This is a genomic window from Pseudomonas sp. S2_E02, assembly GCF_054668355.1.
Genome location: NZ_CP162761.1, coordinates 6058564 through 6077158, shown reverse-complemented (window position 1 = coordinate 6077158; position 18595 = coordinate 6058564). Strand labels below are relative to the sequence as shown.

Here is an 18595-nt window from a genome sequence, read left to right as displayed (position 1 = left end):
CGAAAACGCACCCGAAATCTCCAGCCGAACAACACGTCCAGCTCATTTCAGCGCGTCGCGACGATAAACAATCGTGGAAATGGCAACAACACCGAGCCATCCGCCAATGCCGGATAAGCCTTCTCAACCTCCGCCAGATACTGCTCCAGGTACTGCGCCTTTTCCGCCTCGGTCAGCGGACTCAAAAACGGAATCAACCCGCTGCCCTTGAACCACTCCACCACCCCCGCCGCCCCGCCAGACAGCTGATGGTGATAGGTGGTGCGCCACACATCGACCCGCGCACAGTGTGGCCGCAGCATCGAGAAATAATCGCTGGCACTCGCCATGTCGGTACGCTGCCCCGCAGCGCCTGAAAGCTTGCTCGCCCATGGACCATTCGCGGCGACTTCACGCATCAAGCGATGGGATGGTTCATTAAGATTGTCCGGCATCTGGATCGCCAGGCTGCCACCTGCGGACAACTTGCTGGCCAACGCCGGCAGCAACGTCGCGTGATCCGGCACCCACTGCAACACGGCGTTGGCGAAGATCACATCGAACGGCCCGGCATCGGCCCACTGATCAATCTCGGCGACATCAAAGCGCAAATCCGGCAAGCGCTTGCGAGCCGCGTCGATCATGTCTGCCGAGCTGTCCAGCCCGCTGACCTTCGCCCCGTGAAAACGCTGTACCAGCAATTCCGTGGAGTTGCCGGGACCGCAACCGATATCGACCACTGTTCGCGCTTCAGCCGCGGGTATCGCCGCCAGCAGATCGCGGGCCGGGCGGGTGCGTTCATCTTCGAAAGCGACGTATTGCTTGGCGGACCAACTCATTGCGTTCTCCTGTCGGGGGCATTCCAGCGGTTGGTCACGATACCGCTATCTGGCGCGTCTGCCTGCCCTACCAACGTCCAGTGACGTGGGCGGATTTGTAATTAGAATTTTCCACCAGCCGCAGATGTCTGAATTTCAAGACTCGTCCCAATAAGGAAAACGGCCATGAAATTCGCAAAGATTTCCCAGAAGCTCGCTTTGTGGGCGGGCAGTCCAAAGACCTTTATGGGAGCATTGATCCTGATCGGAGTGTGGGGGTTGTGCGGGCCGATCTTTGATTACAACGACACCTGGCAACTGATCATCAACACCTCAACCACCATCATCACCTTCCTGATGGTGTTCCTGATTCAGAACACGCAGAACCGCGACACCGACATTCTTCATTTGAAAATCGATGAATTGCTGTTGGTGACCAAAGAAGCGCAGAACGCGATGCTCGGGCTGGAGGCGCTGGATTTGAAGCAGTTGGAGGCGTTGCGCAGACACTACCGCTCGCTGGGCGAGAGTGAGGTATTCAATCTTGAGGGATTGGGCGAGAAGAGTAAGTCGAAGCAGGATTTAAATGAGTGTTGAGGATTGAAAGCAAAAGATCGCAGCCTTCGGCAGCTCCTACAGGGATTGAGTAGGAGCTACCGAAGGCTGCGATCTTTTGCAGTTAGCGACTGGCCTGTAACTGGCGGGCCATCTCCAGATGGCTTTGCAGTTTAGGCAGTGTCTCATCGGCGAAGGCTTTGATCTCCGGCACGTCGGTGGTCTGCGCTTCCTGCTGAATCTGCTCGATGGCCTCCTCGGTGGCTTTGACCTGACTGGCGGCATAGGCCTGATCGAAGGAGGCGCCGTCGGTCACTGGCGGCATCAGTTCTTTGGCCTTGTCGGCCAGTTCTTCACGAGGCGCGACCGGCAGATCAAGCTTCTTGGCGATTTTCGCCAGATGCTGGTTGGCCGTTGTGCGGTCGTTGATGACGACGATGGTGTAGTCCTTGACCTCTTTCGATTCGGCCTTGCTGTGGGCCAGACGACTGGCCTCGATGTCGGCCATGCCTTTGGCCGAGGCATCGTTGATGAAATCGGCGGGCGACTGGGCAAAAGCACTGCTGGCAAACAGACCCAACAGCGATGCAAAACTCATAATGCGTACACGGGTGGCCATCCGGCTCATGGTCGCGCCCTCCTTCCTAGCGAAATTCAAGCGGGAGCTTACGCCCCCGCCTCTCAATCAAAACTACCTTCACCGACTACTTCGATTTCTGAGCGGGCTTGCGGCCCATGTCTGGTTTTGGCTCTTTGTCGACAGTCGTTGTGGTGGTTTTCCCACCTTTGCGACCTGCTTCAGAGGCCTTCGTTCGATCGTTGGCGAAGTTTCCCGAGTTCGAGTTTCTTGAATTAGGCATGATTCTCTACCTCTTGGTAATGATCGTGGCGAGCAGGTGCCCGCCTAGATTGAGAATTTTCTGACCGGCAAAGGTTTAGAAAAATTGCAGTCGCTGCGACGAACGGCGCCGCTTTTTCAGCCATTGAGCGCGTGATGATTCAAGCGTTTGGCGGCGTACATCGCCTGATCGGCATGGCGGAACAACTGCTGTTCCTCCCTGCCGTGCTCTGGATAGCGGGCGACCCCGATGCTGGGTTCGATGTGCAGGTTGTGGCCATCGAGGCGCATTGGTTGTACCAGTACCTGTCGGATTTTTTCCGCCACGCCGTCAGCATCTTCCGAAACCTGCACGCTGTGCAGCAGCACGACAAATTCATCGCCGCCAATTCTGGCCACGGTGTCGGTTTCCCGCACGCAGCCTTTTAGGCGGTTGGCCACGGTTTGCAGGAGCATGTCGCCGACCGCGTGACCGAAGGTGTCGTTGACCTGTTTGAAGCGATCCAGGTCGACATATAACAAGGCCATATGCCCGGATTGCTCGCGAGCGCCGGCCAACGCGGCTTTCAGGCGATCACGCAGCAATTCACGGTTGGGCAGTTGCGTCAGTTGATCGTATTGGGCCATGCGTCGCAGGCGAGCGTGCAGTTGCTGGCGCTCGATGGCGGTGGCGACTTGGGCGCAGACGTATTGCAACAGTTCCTTGTCTTGCTCGGTGTAGCGCTCGCCGCCGGGCAGGCTTTTGACGATCAAGGCGCCGATGGTGCCGTTTTTCGAATTCAACGGCACGCCGAGCCAGCACGGCGCGTGCTGCCCGGCCACCAGTTCGGCGAAATCGGCTGGGGAATCCGGGCTGTCCGGGGTCAGAAGAATCGGCTGGCCGCTACGGATAACTTCCGTGCACAGCCGCCCGGTGACGGTGCCCGGTTGCTCGGGCTGCAATTCGTCATCGTCGACGTGATAGGGGAAATTCAGTTGTGCGCAGTGCTCGTCGTACAGCGCCACGGAAAAATTCATCGCCGGCAGCCATTCGCCGATGATCAGATGAATACGCTTGAACAGCGCCAGCAGATCCTCAGCCGCATGGGCCGCTTCGGATATCGCATAGAGCGCAGCTTGGCGCGATTCGGCCTGCTTGCGCTCGGTGATATCGCGCGCCACGGCGATGCGCAGTTGATCGACTTCCGACCAGCGCGCTGACCAGAGGATATGCACGACGCTGCCATCCTTGCGCAAGTAACGGTTTTCGAAGTTGAGCTTGGGTTCGCCGCCCATGATCTCGCTGGCAGCCGCGAGAGTGCGCTGACGATCCGCCGGGTGCACCAGCTCAATCATTTGCCGGCCGATCAACTCTTCAGGCGAATAGCCGAAAACACGCTCGCAGGCGGCACTGACGAAAACAAAGCGCCCCTGCTTGTCGACCGCGCAAACGGCGTCCAGCAACAGATCGATAAAACTCGCCAGCGGCGCGGAATTTCGGCTTTCCATGGTTCAGCGTGGGTGTCCGGGTAATGCAGCACTGATCAACCTTCCCTGACCTCGTGATTGCGCCTCCCTGCACTCACTTTCAAGCCTTGTTCGGCATCAGCCCCGGCAGCGCATGCATCAGCGCGTTGATGGCGAAACCGATAAACATCACGCCGCACAGCCGGGTGATCAACAGTTCGTGGCGCTGATACAGCGTGCGTACCCGCTGCGCGCCGACCACGCCGATGAGAATAGCGTAGGCCAGCAAGCCACCGAGGAAACTCAGCGCAATCAGCGCCGGCAGCATCGACCAGTTGAGCAGTTCGGCACGGCTCGACAGCAGCGCGGTGAACGTTGCGACCGCCACCGGATAGGCCTTGGGATTGGTCAAACCAAACAGAATGCCGTGCCAGAACGGATTGCGCGCCGCGCCCTGCGGCTCGTCACCGCTGCGACGCTGGGCGCGCACCGCGCGCCAGCCGAGCCAGAACAGGTACACACCGCTGAGCACACCGAGCACATCAAACGCGGTGCTGCCGATCTCGCGGGCGCCGACAATCGCGATCAGCGCGGTGCTGCACCAGACCACATCGCCGAGCAGATGCCCGCAAAGAAACCCCGCCCCGGCCCGCCGCCCGTGGGCTGCACCGATGCCGAACACCGCTAGCACACCCGGCCCTGGCGTAATGCCGTAAATGAAACCCGAGGCCAGCACGGCCATTAGCAACGATGAAGTCATGGAAAACCTGCAGCGCCAGAACACGTGGCCGCCAGTCTATAACAGACAAATGTGTCTGATCATGACTCGTCGTAAAAACGCATGCCGGCGTACGGTTTTTGCCGACACGCCGACAGCCGTGAAGCGAGATCGCCGACATGGGCTTCGAGCTTGTGGCCATCGGGATCGAGGAAATAGAACGATGCACCTTCGCTGCGGTTATCTCGCCATTCACGCACGTTCGCCGCTTTTAGCTTTGCTACGAACGTTGAGAAATCGGCTGCATTGAGGCTGAAAGCGTAATGGGTGTAATCGGCGCACGGTTGACTCGAACGCAGCGGATCAAGCGACAGGCACAACCACAGTCCCGGCAGCGACAGGTAGGCACCGGCATCCCACGTGGCTTCGACGCGCAACTGCAGCAGATCACGGTAGAAGGCGAGGCTGCGATTCAAATCGCTGACCGCGAGGGTCAGGTGGTTGAGGCCGGTGAGCATCGGGTCAGTAGCCTCTGAGGTCTTCGGGGACGATGTATTGCTGGCCGTCGTAGGTCAGGGTGATCTGTTTTTGCTTCAAGCGGGTGGTCTTGGAAAGGCACTCTTTACCCGACTGCGTGTTTTTCATTTTGCTGCCGTTGGTGGTGACGATCAAATCGGCCAGACCATGATGGCTGGAAGAGCCGATCTCGACGGTTCGGCGAATGGTCTTTGTGTAGCCTTCGCAATCATTCATGAACTCACCGTTGCTCTTGGCAACCACCAAGCCCTCCAGCACCGGACGCAACTCATTGCCTTCGCGAACATACAGCGCCAGATCGGTTTTCTCGTAGGGAATGGCGTGGGAACTGTGCGCGAACTTTGAACGCAGACCGAAAGCCCGAACCTCCGGCGCCAGTCGATAACGGGCGGTGTCGATGCGCAGATCCTCAAAGCGCACGGCATCGGAGTTGTATGCCCCCGGTTTACGGTAAGTGGCGACGGTGTTGTAAGTGCTCGCATTGACGATCGAAAGATCCAGATCGAACACCCCGGCATCATCGTCGCCGGCGTCGGCAAGGTAGGTGGATTTGACTGCGATCGCCTGATTCTGCACGGCGGGCCAGACTTTGCAGCGCGACAGGGATTTGCCGTCGAAGTCTTTGGTCTGGCACGCGGCCTGGGCTTGAGGAGCGAGGACCAGAATACTGAGGGCGATAAGGAGTCGGATGGGCGTGAGCATTGTTCTTCCTTGATAAGAGTCGTGTTAAGCAGGCCGGTTAAAGGCCTTTGAAGCCTTGCGGCAAGACGTAAGACTTTCCGTCATAACGCAATGTTGTGAGAACGGGTGGGTAATGGGTGATTTTATCTTCACAAGCCTCTGCGTCGCCCACGCTGCTTGTGCCGGTTTGCTGAGTCTTGACGATCAGATCCGCGTAACCATGGGAGCTTGTTTTGGCGACTTCCACCGTTCTGATAGTTTCGCTGCGTTCACCTTCGCAAACATCATTCCATTCGCCGCTGTATTGCGAGACTAGCAACCGGCTCAGGACTGGACGCAACGTTGCGCCCTCTCTCACGTAAAGCGAGAGTTGAACCTCTTCCAAAGGATTAAGACGGGATCCATTGGTGACACGGGCACGCATACCGAAGGCACGGAAATCGGCAGCAAGTTTGTAGCGTGCAGTATCGAGTGCCAGTTCCACCAAGGCTACGCCGTCAGTTTCGAAAGCAGCGGCTTGATGATAAGTGGCGAGAGGAACTGATCGTCCATCCTGTAATACAGACAAATCAACATCGTAAAAGCCGTGCGAGTTTCCCTCGACATAATCGGAAGCTCGCTCGAACCTGGCGGTGGCGCTGAGGGTCTGCCCTGGATAGGCCGGCCAATCCTTACAAACCGAAAAATCCAGATCCCCCGACACTACCGCCGGCGTGCAATCGGCCAATGCCTGCCCCGCCAGCAACCACCCGCACAATGCCGCACATCCGATCCAGCCAGACTTCATTGTCACTTCCCGCTCCTTGATTACTTTTTCAGCCGCGCACTATCCCCTGCTGTATCGGCCCTTTCAACCGAATCATCAGTAGACCAAAGCGCATTTCCCGCTTGGTAGCGAGAAGTTGTTGACGGCGTTGCGGGTGTTGGGGCGATGTTGGCGATTGCCAGGGTGGTGTTGATTCGTGTGTTTGAGAAAAATGGGGTGGCTGTTAACTGATGGAACCAATCCGTGATTTTTCAGTGTCTGGAAGTCAGTCTTCGCGAGCAGGCCCGCTCCCACAGGTGCCGAATTCCAACTGGAGAAATGCGATCACATGTGGGAGCGAGCCTGCTCGCGAAGGCGTCATTGCAGACACCGCAGATCTCAGAACTTATCGAGCGTGCGCAATTTCTGCGGCAAGGCCCACAGTAACAGTGCCGCAGCGATCAGCGCCGCCACGCCAATGACATACAGCGCCGGCGTGGTGCTGCCGGTCAAATCCTTGATCCGTCCGACCATCACCGGGCTGACGATCCCGCCAAACTGCCCAAGTGTGTTGATCACCGCAATCCCGCCCGCTGCACCAGCGCCAGCACCGGCCAACAACTTCGGTGGCAGCGTCCAGAAGCTCGGAATCGAGGCGATGATCCCGGCGCCAAGCAAGCCAAGAGCAACGATCAAAAACGTGGTGTGACTGGCGAAAATTCCCGCACTGAAAAATCCGATCGCGCCGACGATGACCAGCCCGGCGACAAACTTGCGCCGCTCACCGGTGGCATCCGACAAACGCCCGATCACCACCATGCTGATCGCCCCGCAAATGTACGGAATGGCCGTCAGCAGACCGATCATCACCGGGCTCTCGGTACCGGCGCTGCGGATCAACTGTGGCGCCCAGAAGTTCAAGCCGTAGGACGCGACCTGGATCAGAAAATAGATCAGCCCCAAGGTCAAAAATCCGGGAATCTTCAACGCCGCGAGCAACGAGCCGCCGTTCTTGTGCGGTTCATGCTGGGCGATGCGGCTGGACAGCAGTTTCTTCTCGTCAGCGCTTAGCCAGTGCGCGTCCTCGATGCGATCCTTGAGCAGCATCAGCACCAGAAAACCGAGGCCGATACACGGCACGCCGCCGAGCAGGAACAACCAGTGCCAGCCGCGCATTTGCAGAACACCGTCGAGGTGTTCCAGCACCAGCCCGGAGAACGGCGCACCAACCAGACCGGCAAACGCCGAAGCCAGAAACAGCATCGAGGTGATGCGCCCACGGAAGTGCTGCGGGAACCACAGCGTCAGGTAATACAGCACGCCCGGGGCAAACCCGGCTTCCATCGCGCCGATCACAAAGCGCAGCGCGTAGAACTGCCATTCGCTGTTGACGAACACCATCGCTGCCGTCGCCACGCCCCAGGACATCATGATTCGGGCAATCCAGCGCCGTGCGCCAACTTTGTACAGCATCATGTTGCTCGGCACTTCGAACAGCACGTAACCGACCACGAACAGCCCGGCACCGAGGCCGTAAGCGGTGTCGCTCAGGCTCAGGTCGGTCTGCAACTGGAACTTGGCGAAGCTGATGTTGATGCGGTCGAAGAAAGCGAACAGATAGCAGACCATGATCAGCGGCATCAGGCGCCAGGCGACTTTGCTGACCAGGGCTTTTTCGGCGTCGTGATCGACGGACGGACTCGCGCCCGCCTCCATTACATTGAGGCTCATAGCTTTTCTCCAGACGGACTGCCGGTGGGCGTCCGATTGTTTTTGTTGTCTGGTTATGACGCTCACTGTGGAGCGTTTTTCTGTGGGAGCTGGCTTGCCAGCGATGGCGTCAGATCAGTCGAAATCCACGTTGGATGTGACGCCCTCATCGCGGGCAAGCCCGCTCCCACAGGGAATAGCGGTGTTCAAGTGGGGATCGGGTGCAGGTCGCAGTTGCGTCCGGCCTTGGCCAGTTGACCGGGGACTTCGTGGCCCAACAGATCCGGCAGACCTCGCGAGAGTTTCAGCAGCAGCGGCAAGTCGATGCCGGTGTGAATGCCGATTTCATCGCACAGGTTCACCAGGTCTTCAGTGCAGATATTGCCCGACGCACCTGGCGCAAACGGGCAGCCACCAAGGCCACCGAGTGCGGCATCGAAACGCCGCGCGCCCACCTCGTAAGCCGCCAGCACATTGCACAGCCCCAGACCCCGGGTGTTGTGAAAATGCAGGGTCAGATCGGCCGGCGAGACCCGCTGCAACACCCGCCGCACCAAGCGATCTACCTGACGCGGGTTGGCCATGCCAGTGGTGTCGGCGAGGGTGATGCCGGCAATGCCGAGTTCCTGATACGCGTCGACGATCTGCAGCACGCGGTCCTCGTCGATCTGACCTTCGAACGGACAACCGAACGTGGTGGCGATGCTACCGTTGAGGCGCACACCGGAACCGCTGGCGAACGAAACGATGTCACCGAACGCCGCCAACGAGTCGTCACAGCGCATGCGCATATTGGCCATGTTGTGCGTCTGGCTGGCGGACATCACCAGATTCAGTTCATCGGCGCCCGCCTCCAGTGCACGCTGCGCACCTTTGAGGTTGGGAATCAGCGCGACGTAAATCACCCCAGGCTGGCGTTGAATGCCGCTGAAGACTTGCTCGCCATCACGCAGCGCCGGAATGGCTTTCGGCGACACGAACGAACCGGCCTCGATACGGCTAAAACCGGCCAGTGACAGCTGATCGATCAGGGCGATCTTGTCAGCGGTTTCCACCCAGGTCGGCTCGATCTGCAAACCGTCGCGCGGCGAGACTTCCTGGACGATCAGGGTTTGCGAATAGTCCGTGATCATTGCACCACCCCTTGGCTTTTCAGGCGTTCGATATCGAGTTCAGTCAGGCCGAGGCCGGCAAGAATACCGTCGGTGTGCTGGCCGAGTTTTGGCCCCGACCAGTTCACGCCGCCGGGGGTTTCCGAGAGTTTAGGGACGATGCCGGGCATCTTCACTGTTGCACCGCCGGGCAACTCGGCACTGAGCAGCATGTCGCGTGCCTGATAGTGCGGATCGGCAACGATGTCGGCCACCGAATAAATGCGCCCGGCCGGCACTTCAGCCGCTTCCAGCGCCGCGAGCACGTCGTCGATCGGCAGGCTGCTGGTCCAGTGGGTGATGGCGGCGTCGAGCAACCCGCTCTTGGCGGCGCGACCGTCGTTGTGGGCGAATTCCTCTGCGTCAGCCAGGTCTTCGCGGCCAATGGTGTGCATCAGACGCTTGTAGATCGGGTCGCTGTTGCCGGCAATCACCACATAGGCCCCGTCAGCCGTCAGGTAAGTATTGGACGGTGCGATACCCGGCAACGCGCCGCCGCTGCGTTCGCGGACATGGCCCTGCATGTCGTATTCCGGCACCAGACTTTCCATGACGTTGAACACGCTTTCGGCCAGCGACACGTCGACGATCTGTCCGCCGCCCTGCCCGGTCTTGACCCGCAACAGCGACATCAGCGCGCCAATCACCGCGTGCAATGAGGCCAGCGAATCACCGAGGCTGACGCCGACCCGCGCCGGTGGCGAACCGGGGGTGCCGGTGGTGTAACGAATGCCGCCCATCGCTTCACCGATCGCGCCGAAGCCGGGACGATCACGGTACGGGCCGGTCTGGCCATAGCCGGAAATGCGCACGAGGGTGAGATTGGGGTTCAGCGCGTGAAGCACGTCCCAACCGAGGCCAAGTTTCTCCAGCGCACCGGGGCGCAGGTTTTCGATGATCACGTCAGCGTCGCTGGCCAGTTGCTTGACCAGTTCGATGCCTTCGGCGGATTTCAGATTGAGTGCCAGCGATTTCTTGTTGCGTGATTGCAGGTACCACCACAGCGACGTGCCTTCGTGCAGCTTGCGCCATTTGCGCAGCGGGTCGCCCTGACCCATGGCTTCGATCTTGATCACTTCGGCGCCGAACTCGGCGAGCATGCGCGCGGCAAACGGCGCGGCGATCAGGGTGCCGATCTCGATCACTTTGATCGCACTCAAGGGGGCAGTCATCGCGGGGTACCTCTTGTTCTTGGAATATGCGCCAAGGCTAGAGGAACGATGATCGGGCAATCCAGCCGTGTCTCGGCAATGGGCGTTCGCGAAATGCGAACGCTCGGGGGTTTTGTGGTGGATTCAAGGCCGCCTTCGCGAGCAAGCTCGCTCCCACAGTGGATATGTGTTGAACACAGAATCTGTAGCCGCCACCAATCCCTGTGGGAGCGGGCTTGCCCGCGAAGAGGCCGGAACATTCACTGGAGATCTATGCGCCCTGCCCCCGCAAATGCTCGAACAACAACCGACTCACCGGCGACAACCGCGCCTCATCCCGCACCACCACAATCAACGCGCGATCCGACCAGTCATCCGTCAACGGCACCGCGTGCAACCCCAGCGCCTGACCAAACAGTTCATAAGCACGCTGCGGCAGAATGCCGATGCCCATGTTGGCCTGAACCATCCGGCACACCGCATCGAACCCCGGCACATGAATGCGAATGCGCAGGACTTTGCCGGCCTGTCGCGCCGCCGCGTGAGTACGCATGTTTATTGAACTGGCGGCATGCAATCCGACGTAGTCGCTGTCGAGCGTTTCAGCGAACGCCACCGACTCGCGCGTGGCCAACGGATGCTCCGGCAGCATCACCACCAGCAGTTTGTCCTGACGGTACAACACGCTGTGCAAGCCTTTGGTGTCGCTGTCGTTGGAACAGATACCGAGATCTGCCACGCCATCGAGCACGCCTTGAATCACTCCGGCGCTGGGCCGCTCTTCAAGGTCGGTCTTGACCTGCGGATGCCGCGCGGAAAAATCGCGCAAGTCTTCGGGAAGAAACTGAATGATCGCCGACAGATTCGCCAGCATGCGCACATAACCCCGCACACCGTGGCTGTGTTCGCCGAGTTCCAGGCCCATTTTCTCGACGTTGAACAGCATCTGCCGGGCATGATGCAGCAACGTTTCCCCGGCCGGGGTCAGCGTCATGCCCTTGGCCTGACGCACGTACAGGCTGATCCCCAGCGCCTCCTCCAGCTCCATCAGGCGCTTGCTCGCCGCCGACACCGCGATGGCTTCGCGCGAGGCCGCGCGGGTCAGCGTGCCCTCTTCGTGCACGGCGACAAACAGTTGCAGGGTGATCAGGTCGAGGCGGCGGATCAGGCTTTTTTGCAGCATGGAGGGCTCGCTGACTGGGGTTCGTCCGAGTCGGCAGGATAGCCCGGAATTCAATCACACCGAAAATGTGATGAACCTGCCCCGTCAGCTCGCCGCTGTCAGCAATCGCACCAGGTGAGCGGCTTCATTTCGCTGCCCCAGCACCAGCACCGACGAACCCTGCAGACAGGCGTCCTGCGCAATCCACTCGATACCGGCGGCGCCTTCGACAGCAAATGCCGGATCCACGGCACCATCGACCAAAAAGCCGCCCGTGAGTAAGCGTCGTTCGCCGTCCGAGGTCTGCCCGACCGTGACGATTGGCGAGCCGGGGGAGTCATTCAGCGCGAATCCTGCGCTCCAGCTTTTCAGATCCAGTGGCTGCGCGGCAACGGTAAGGACTGGCGTCCCGCGATTGAACGCTGAATCAGGCCTACCGTCGCGAGTGATCCCGCTGATGAAGCCATGCTGACGCTTTTCCCCGGCAGACGACTCGACGGCTGATCCGATCAACAACAGGCGCTGTGCCGATTGCCCAACGATGCGATTCACCGAGCTTTCGAGCGGTGCGCCGGCATTGTGCAGATTCAGCAGCAGCGTGCCTTTCTCGCCGAACGACTCAGCATCCTGCCCGGAACGCTCGTAAGCCATGACCAAACCCTGGTTGGTCACTTCAGTCTTGCCATGGACCAGAATCTGCCCATCGTCCAACTGCGTAACCCCGTGCAACGTGATCGCCACACCGGAAAGCGTCAGGTGAATCCAGCCTTTGCCTGCAAACTCCGGGTCATCCTTGCCATCCAGAAAAAAACGCGTCAATAACCCGCTGCCCCCTTGAGAGGTGACGAAAAGCAATCTGTCCGGCAGCGCTTTCGCTGGAGTGGAGTGCGCCAATATCAAGCGGCCGCCCGTGGCATTGTTCAGCACGGGAATACGCATCGGCACGACTCGGTAGCCTGTCTGTCCATCACCAAATTCGGGATCGAGCGTACCGTCCGGTTTGAATCGAGCGATGATTTGCTCAAGCTTGCCTGCTGCATCTGCAAGCACTGCGCACAACCAGAATACGCCGCTCTCACCGACGAGCAGATTCCCGCCTTGTGACAATCGCCCCCTGACAAACTGACCGCGAAGGTACCCGCCCTCGCCGAAGCTGGTATCGAGATGACCATCCGCGAGCAATCGCGTCAGGCCGTAATGCGAGGCTCCCGATGCATCGATGACGGTCGTACTGACCATGATGTGTCCCGAAGGCAGCACTGCGACACTTTTCCCGATGGTTTTGCGCGCGACTGGAAACCGCAGTGTTTGCAGGCCCGAATGGGCAAAGGTCTGATCCAGCTCACCGGCTGATCGTGCTTTACGTGCTTTGGCTTTCGGCATGTTCGTGTGCTCCTCAAGGCGATCGGAGTCGACCCCGCTGTCAGAGCATTCGATCCGAAGCAGCCACACCAGACAACTGACAGAAATGACAGTTTTTTAGAAGAAAACGAAATTACTGATCAAGTAAAAAAGGCTAAAAAACTGGTAGTTCTTACAGGTTCAAAACGCAACCGGTCATGCCAGCCTCTCGATTCAAGTTCAGCCTGAAACGAGAAGAACAATGAGCACTCCCGACAAGCCCAATACGCAACCTGTCCCGCCCCCAACCATCACGTACCCCGAAGAGGGCCAGAAAACGGGAGTTGCAACACTGTTTCTCGGCAGCGGTATACCGGGTGCGCTGGTGCAGGTCTGGAACATTGAAAATACGCATTCACTCGGTGCAGGACAGGTCAGTGCAAATGGACGATGGGCGTTCAGCATCAGCGGTGCCCAGTCGACGGGTCAGCACGGGGTTCGCGCCCACCAGACATGGGAAGGCATCAAGTCAGACTGGAGTGACGAACGCAGGTATACCGTGCTACTGCAGCCAGCAATCGACGTCCCGGTAATTGTCGAACCAAAAGAGGGAACACAGGTAAGCGCTGTTCCGGTCTTTTCCGGAAATGTCACAAAAGCTGAAGGCTTCGTTAGCATTATCGATCTGGACACCGGCGAGATGATTGCCAAAGCCGACGTCGACTCCCTCAAGCAATGGAGTAAACAGATTACAAAACCCTTACCTCCCGGACCGCACCGGATATCTGCCATTCACAACATCAACGGGAATTTGTCCGACTGGGTCCGTGTTCGTAAGTTTACGGTGATCGCTAAAGGCAAGGGCAAGGGCAAAACCTGACCTTCAAGAATTAACCCTGCCGCGCCCATCAAAACGCGTTGCGAAAAATCTCCTCGATCTGGCGCTGATCCGCCGCCCGAGGATTGGTCAAACCGCAGGCGTCTTTCAGGGCATTGGTGGCGAGCACCGGAATGTCACTGAGCTTGGCGCCGAGTTCACGCAAGCCTCCGGGAATCTCGACATCTTTGGCCAGGCAGCGGATCGCGTTGATCGCCGCCTGCGCGCCCTCTTCGGCACTGAAACCGCGAATATCCGCACCCATGGCGTGGGCCACATCGGTCAGCCGCTCGGCACACACCAGCGCATTGAAGGTCTGCACGTGGGGCAGCAGCACGGCGTTACACACGCCATGGGGCAAGTCGTAGAAACCGCCCAACTGATGCGCCATCGCATGCACGTAACCGAGCGAGGCATTGTTGAAGGCCATGCCGGCGAGGAACTGCGCGTAAGCCATGTTTTCCCGCGCGGCGAGATCACCGCCGTCGCGCACGGCCAGGCGCAGGTTGTTGCTGATCAGGGTCATGGCCTTCAGCGCACAGGCGTCGGTGATCGGGTTGGCGGCGGTCGAGACATAAGCCTCGATGGCGTGGGTCAGCGCATCCATGCCAGTGGCGGCGGTCAGGCCTTTGGGCATGGCGAGCATCAACGCCGGGTCGTTGACCGACAGCAGCGGCGTGACATTACGGTCGACGATGGCCATTTTCACGTGGCGCGATTCGTCGGTGATGATGCAGAAGCGGGTCATTTCGCTGGCGGTGCCGGCGGTGGTATTGATCGCGATCAGCGGCAGTTGCGGCTTGCTCGATTGGTCGACGCCTTCGTAATCGCGGATCTGCCCGCCATTGGTCGCGCACAGGGCAATGCCTTTGGCGCAGTCGTGCGGCGAACCGCCGCCCAGCGACACGACGAAATCGCAGCGACTTTCCTTGAGCAACCCCAGACCCGACTCGACATTGGCGATGCTCGGGTTCGGTTTGGCGCCGTCGAAAATCACCGAGTCGATGTCCTGCATCGCCAGCTTCTCGGCGATCATGGTCGCCACGCCGGCCTTGGCCAAACCTGTGTCAGTGACGATCAGCGCCTTGCGAAAACCGTAGTTGCGGATCGCGACCATGGCCTCGTCGAGGCAGCCGCTGCCCATGATGTTGACCGCCGGAATGAAAAAGGTGCTGCTCATCGTGCATCTCCTGACTGAGGCCGAATCGACTGCGCCGATCCGGCGGATGCACACAGGATCGACCGATCGGTCACGACCGATGTTGATCTGGCTCAATGCCCGCTCGTGATAAAGTCGCCGCCCATCAGCCCTTTGTTTTGAGACGCCTGTGCAATGACCGATTTTCTGGATGTCGACGCCACTCTCGAAGACTGGAACGCCTTGCGCGCCACCAGCGACTTCAACGGCCTGCTGGTGGGCAATGGCGCCAGTCGTGCGGTCTGGGATGACTTCGGCTATGACTCGCTGTTCGAAAACGCCCGAACCGTCGAGGAGAAACCACTCAGCCCGTCGGAACTGGCGGTGTTCGACGCCATGCAAACGCGCAGTTTCGAGCAGGTACTCGGCGCACTGAAAACCACCAGCCGGGTCAATAAGGCGTTGGCCGTCAGCTCGGCGGCACCGCGCAATCGCTACTACGCGATCAAGGAAGCGCTGATCAACACCGTGCACGCCGTACACATTCCGTGGCGACTGGTGAAGCCTTCGACGCTGGCGACGGTGAACGAAGAACTGGCGCGCTATCGCACCGTGTTCACCACCAATTACGACCTGCTCAACTACTGGGCGCTGCAACACCAAAGCGACGCCATCGACGATCTGTTCAACGGCGCCAATGCGAGTTTTGATCTGAGCGAAACGGCTACCGACAAACCGCGTCTGTTGTACCTGCACGGTGGTCTGCATCTGGTGCGCAATCAGGATGGCACCGCGCGCAAGCTGACCTCAACCGAGGGCACGCTGCTCGGCAGCTTCGCCATCAACAACACGATCAAGACGCTGGATGACGTGCCGCTGTTCGTCACCGAAGGGCCGAGTGCGGACAAACTCAAGACCATTCGCAGCTCGGATTATCTGTCGTTCTGTTATCAGCAGTTATTGAGGCATGGCGGCAGTTTGTGCATCTTTGGCCATGCGTTAGGCGAGCAGGATGCGCACATCGTGCGGGCGTTGCGCCTGGCGAAACCGAAGGTGGTGGCGATCTCGATTTATCCGCGCAGTGCGGCGTTTGTTCAGCATCAGAAGCGGCATTACGCGCAGGTGTTTGAGGGCACGGGTGTGGAGTTGCGGTTTTTTGATGCCAAGAGCCATGCGCTCGGCAATCCGAAGTTGTCGGTGCCGGTCGAGGTTTGATGTAGACCGCGCCGACGCCTTCGCGAGCAAGCTCGCTCCCACATTGGAACGCGGACTACTGTGGGAGCGAGCTTGCTCGCGAAGCTTTTAGCTGACACCTCATTCTTCAGTGCTGTGCACCACCACCAGCAACTGCGCCTGCACCTCCCCCACCGAGCGGATCCGGTGCGGTTTGTGTGCATTGAAGTGCAGCGCATCACCACGCTCCAGCAGCACCTTCTCGTTCATGAAATCCACTTCGACCTGCCCTTCGTGGACGAACAGAAACTCTTCGCCCAAATGCTCCTTGAACGTTTTGTCAGTGAACTCGCTCGGCGGGTAGATGATGAACGGCAGCAGACTGCGCTCGCTGACCTGATGGGCCAACACGGCGTACCCGGGACTCTGGTCATTCGCCGCCAGTGACTGGCGCTCATGGCTGCGCACCAGGCTGTAGCTGTCGAGGCTGACGTTGTCTTCGGAGAACAACTCCTCGACTTTGACGTTCAGCGCTTTCGCCAGTTTCAACGCGGCAGCAATTGACGGCGTGTTGAGCCCACGTTCGACTTTGGACAGATAACTCTTGGTCATGCCGGATTTTTCGGCCAATGCCTCAAGGGTTACGCCAAGTTTTTTTCTCAATAATTTCAAACGGATAGACATGCGCAGCAGTTATTCCATGGAGGAAGCGACGATTTGTGCTTGCTAATGACACTTTGTGTCATATAGCCTCTTTCGTGTCATTTGCTCTCACCCAAAGGACACAGACATGGCCAAGACATTAGCACTACCCAAAGACCAACTGGTCAAGCAAGCGCTGACACAGATGCAAAAAAGCCTGGCGGATAATACGTGGACGGACCGGCAAAAGCTGGCCCTGACCTGCCGGATTTTGTTCGAGAACGGTCACGACTCCGGTCTGGCCGGACAAATTACCGCCCGTGGGCCGCAGCCCGGCACCTATTACACGCAGCAACTGGGGCTGGGTTTCGACGAAATCACCGCGAGTAATCTGCTGCTGGTCAACGAGGATCTGGAAGTCCTTGAAGGCCACGGCATGGCCAACCCGGCCAACCGTTTCCACAGCTGGGTGTACCGCGCCCGGCCGGACGTGAACTGCATCATCCACACCCACCCGACCCACGTTGCCGCGTTGTCGATGCTCGAAGTGCCGCTGCAGATTTCCCACATGGACCTGTGCCCGCTGTACGACGACTGCGCGTTTCTTGAAGGCTGGCCGGGTGTGCCGGTGGGCAATGAAGAAGGTGAGCTGATTGCCGGCGCGCTGGGCGACAAACGCGCGATTGTGCTTTCGCACCACGGTCAACTGTCGACCGGCACAACGATTGAAGAGGCCTGTGTCATCGCCCAATTGATCGAACGCGCGGCCAAGCTACAACTGCTGGCGATGGCGGCGGGCACGATCAAACCGATCATCCCTGAGCTAGGCCGCGAGGCGCACGACTGGATCGCCAAGCCGAAACGCCACGCCGCCGCCTTCAACTACTACGCCCGGCAGAACCTGCGCCAACACGCCGATTGCCTGAACTGAAACCTGTTACGGAGAGATTCCCATGTCCACTATTCACGGCATCATCGGCTACACCATCACCCCGTTCGGCGCCAACGGCGAAGGGCTGGACCTGCCAGCGCTCGGGCAATCGATCGATCGCCTGATCGACAGCGGCGTCCACGCCATCGCGCCGTTGGGCAGCACTGGCGAAGGCGCTTATCTGAGCGATGCGGAGTGGGATCAGGTTGCCGAGTTCAGCATCAAGCACGTCGCCAAACGGGTGCCAACCATCGTCAGCGTCTCTGACCTGACCACCGCCAAAGCCGTGCGCCGCGCACGTTTCGCCGAAGGTCACGGTGCCGATGTGGTAATGGTGCTGCCGGCTTCGTACTGGAAGCTCACCGAGGCGGAAATCTTCGCTCACTACCGCGCTATTGGCGAGCGCATCGGCGTGCCGATCATGCTCTACAACAACCCGGCCACCAGCGGCACTGACATGTCGGTGGAGCTGATTTTGCGCATCGTCAAAGGCGTGGAAAACGTGACCATGGTCAAGGAGAGCACCGGCGATATTCAGCGCATGCACAAACTGCAATTGCTCGGCGAAGGTCAGGTGCCGTTCTACAACGGCTGCAATCCGCTGGCACTGGAAGCGTTTGCGGCCGGGGCGAAAGGCTGGTGCACGGCGGCGCCGAACCTGATCCCGCAGTTGAATCTGGACTTGTACGAGGCCGCCATGGCCGGTGATCTGGATCGCGCGCGGGATTTGTTTTACCGCCAGTTGCCGCTGCTGGATTTCATCCTCAAGGGTGGCTTGCCGGCGACGATCAAGGCAGGGTTGCAGCACACCGGGCTGGAGGTGGGCGATCCACGTTTGCCGGTATTTCCGCTGAGTGAAGCGGGCCAGACTCAGCTGCAAGCAATCCTGAAAACCCTGCGCTGATCTCGCTGTAATATACAAAAACCTGTGGGAGCGAGCTTGCTCGCGAAGGCGTCAGTTCAGTCAACATTGATGTTGAGTAAACGACCGCTTTCGCGAGC

Annotated in this window: 20 protein-coding genes; 5 read left to right on the top strand and 15 right to left on the bottom strand. The window is 59.2% G+C overall.

What is annotated here, in order from left to right; translation table 11 throughout:
• Positions 1–47: 47 nt before the first annotated feature.
• Complete coding sequence (tam, locus tag AB4O01_RS27275) at positions 48–818, bottom strand: trans-aconitate 2-methyltransferase (RefSeq protein ID WP_186623799.1); 771 nt, start codon at positions 816–818, stop codon at positions 48–50.
• Positions 819–983: 165 nt separating this feature from the next.
• Here tam and AB4O01_RS27270 point away from each other — a divergent pair, with 165 nt between their 5' ends.
• Positions 984–1394: a low affinity iron permease family protein gene (locus AB4O01_RS27270; protein WP_460090097.1), complete on the top strand. Its 411-nt coding sequence runs from the start codon at positions 984–986 to the stop codon at positions 1392–1394.
• 82 nt (positions 1395–1476) lie between these two features.
• On the opposite strand, the gene AB4O01_RS27265 is transcribed toward AB4O01_RS27270, so the two are convergent.
• The 12 genes from AB4O01_RS27265 to AB4O01_RS27210 form a co-directional block, all read right to left on the bottom strand.
• Positions 1477–1980 (bottom strand): DUF4142 domain-containing protein, encoded by a 504-nt coding sequence (locus tag AB4O01_RS27265; RefSeq protein ID WP_116254485.1) that lies wholly within the window; start codon positions 1978–1980, stop codon positions 1477–1479.
• A 76-nt stretch (positions 1981–2056) separates the two neighbouring features.
• Positions 2057–2212, bottom strand: a complete 156-nt coding sequence (locus tag AB4O01_RS27260) for a KGG domain-containing protein (protein ID WP_007911485.1) — start codon at positions 2210–2212, stop codon at positions 2057–2059.
• 116 nt (positions 2213–2328) lie between these two features.
• Entirely contained in the window at positions 2329–3678 is a 1350-nt protein-coding gene (locus AB4O01_RS27255) for a sensor domain-containing protein (protein WP_460090095.1), read from the bottom strand.
• A 79-nt stretch (positions 3679–3757) separates the two neighbouring features.
• Positions 3758–4396 carry a LysE family translocator gene (locus AB4O01_RS27250; protein WP_460090094.1) on the bottom strand — a complete coding sequence of 213 codons (639 nt, stop codon included), beginning with the start codon at positions 4394–4396 and terminating at the stop codon, positions 3758–3760.
• Between the two features lie 59 nt (positions 4397–4455).
• Positions 4456–4872, bottom strand: a complete 417-nt coding sequence (gene fos, locus AB4O01_RS27245) for a fosfomycin resistance glutathione transferase (RefSeq protein ID WP_099758231.1) — start codon at positions 4870–4872, stop codon at positions 4456–4458.
• Positions 4873–4876: 4 nt separating this feature from the next.
• Complete coding sequence (locus AB4O01_RS27240; RefSeq protein ID WP_460090092.1) at positions 4877–5593, bottom strand: PA3715 family protein; 717 nt, start codon at positions 5591–5593, stop codon at positions 4877–4879.
• A 37-nt stretch (positions 5594–5630) separates the two neighbouring features.
• Complete coding sequence (locus AB4O01_RS27235; RefSeq protein WP_460090091.1) at positions 5631–6359, bottom strand: PA3715 family protein; 729 nt, start codon at positions 6357–6359, stop codon at positions 5631–5633.
• A 357-nt stretch (positions 6360–6716) separates the two neighbouring features.
• On the bottom strand, positions 6717–8048 hold the full coding sequence (locus AB4O01_RS27230; RefSeq protein ID WP_186623773.1) for an MFS transporter: 1332 nt from the start codon (positions 8046–8048) through the stop codon (positions 6717–6719).
• 185 nt (positions 8049–8233) lie between these two features.
• Entirely contained in the window at positions 8234–9160 is a 927-nt protein-coding gene (locus AB4O01_RS27225; RefSeq protein WP_186623771.1) for a hydroxymethylglutaryl-CoA lyase, read from the bottom strand.
• A complete protein-coding gene (locus AB4O01_RS27220) occupies positions 9157–10350 on the bottom strand; it encodes a CaiB/BaiF CoA transferase family protein (RefSeq protein WP_186623769.1) in 1194 nt (397 codons plus the stop codon). Before AB4O01_RS27220 ends, AB4O01_RS27225 begins: the two co-directional genes overlap by 4 nt.
• A gap of 250 nt (positions 10351–10600) precedes the next feature.
• Positions 10601–11512: a LysR family transcriptional regulator gene (locus tag AB4O01_RS27215; protein ID WP_460090090.1), complete on the bottom strand. Its 912-nt coding sequence runs from the start codon at positions 11510–11512 to the stop codon at positions 10601–10603.
• 84 nt (positions 11513–11596) lie between these two features.
• Positions 11597–12874, bottom strand: coding sequence for an NHL repeat-containing protein (locus AB4O01_RS27210; protein ID WP_460090089.1), 1278 nt, complete (start codon positions 12872–12874; stop codon positions 11597–11599).
• A gap of 220 nt (positions 12875–13094) precedes the next feature.
• Here AB4O01_RS27210 and AB4O01_RS27205 point away from each other — a divergent pair, with 220 nt between their 5' ends.
• The gene (locus AB4O01_RS27205; protein WP_460090087.1) at positions 13095–13712 is read left to right on the top strand and encodes a hypothetical protein; all 618 of its coding nucleotides are present in this window, start codon (positions 13095–13097) and stop codon (positions 13710–13712) included.
• A gap of 28 nt (positions 13713–13740) precedes the next feature.
• On the opposite strand, the gene yiaY is transcribed toward AB4O01_RS27205, so the two are convergent.
• A complete protein-coding gene (gene yiaY / locus AB4O01_RS27200) occupies positions 13741–14889 on the bottom strand; it encodes an L-threonine dehydrogenase (protein ID WP_460090086.1) in 1149 nt (382 codons plus the stop codon).
• Positions 14890–15042: 153 nt separating this feature from the next.
• Here yiaY and AB4O01_RS27195 point away from each other — a divergent pair, with 153 nt between their 5' ends.
• Positions 15043–16062 carry a DUF4917 family protein gene (locus tag AB4O01_RS27195; RefSeq protein WP_460090085.1) on the top strand — a complete coding sequence of 340 codons (1020 nt, stop codon included), beginning with the start codon at positions 15043–15045 and terminating at the stop codon, positions 16060–16062.
• A gap of 99 nt (positions 16063–16161) precedes the next feature.
• Here the strand turns inward: AB4O01_RS27195 and AB4O01_RS27190 are convergent, their stop codons facing one another.
• A complete protein-coding gene (locus AB4O01_RS27190) occupies positions 16162–16704 on the bottom strand; it encodes a helix-turn-helix domain-containing protein (RefSeq protein ID WP_320337411.1) in 543 nt (180 codons plus the stop codon).
• A gap of 106 nt (positions 16705–16810) precedes the next feature.
• On the opposite strand from AB4O01_RS27190, the gene AB4O01_RS27185 reads away from it, so the two are divergent.
• On the top strand, positions 16811–17593 hold the full coding sequence (locus tag AB4O01_RS27185) for an aldolase (protein WP_077571483.1): 783 nt from the start codon (positions 16811–16813) through the stop codon (positions 17591–17593).
• Positions 17594–17615: 22 nt separating this feature from the next.
• Positions 17616–18497, top strand: coding sequence for a dihydrodipicolinate synthase family protein (locus AB4O01_RS27180; RefSeq protein WP_460090083.1), 882 nt, complete (start codon positions 17616–17618; stop codon positions 18495–18497).
• Positions 18498–18595: the final 98 nt, after the last annotated feature.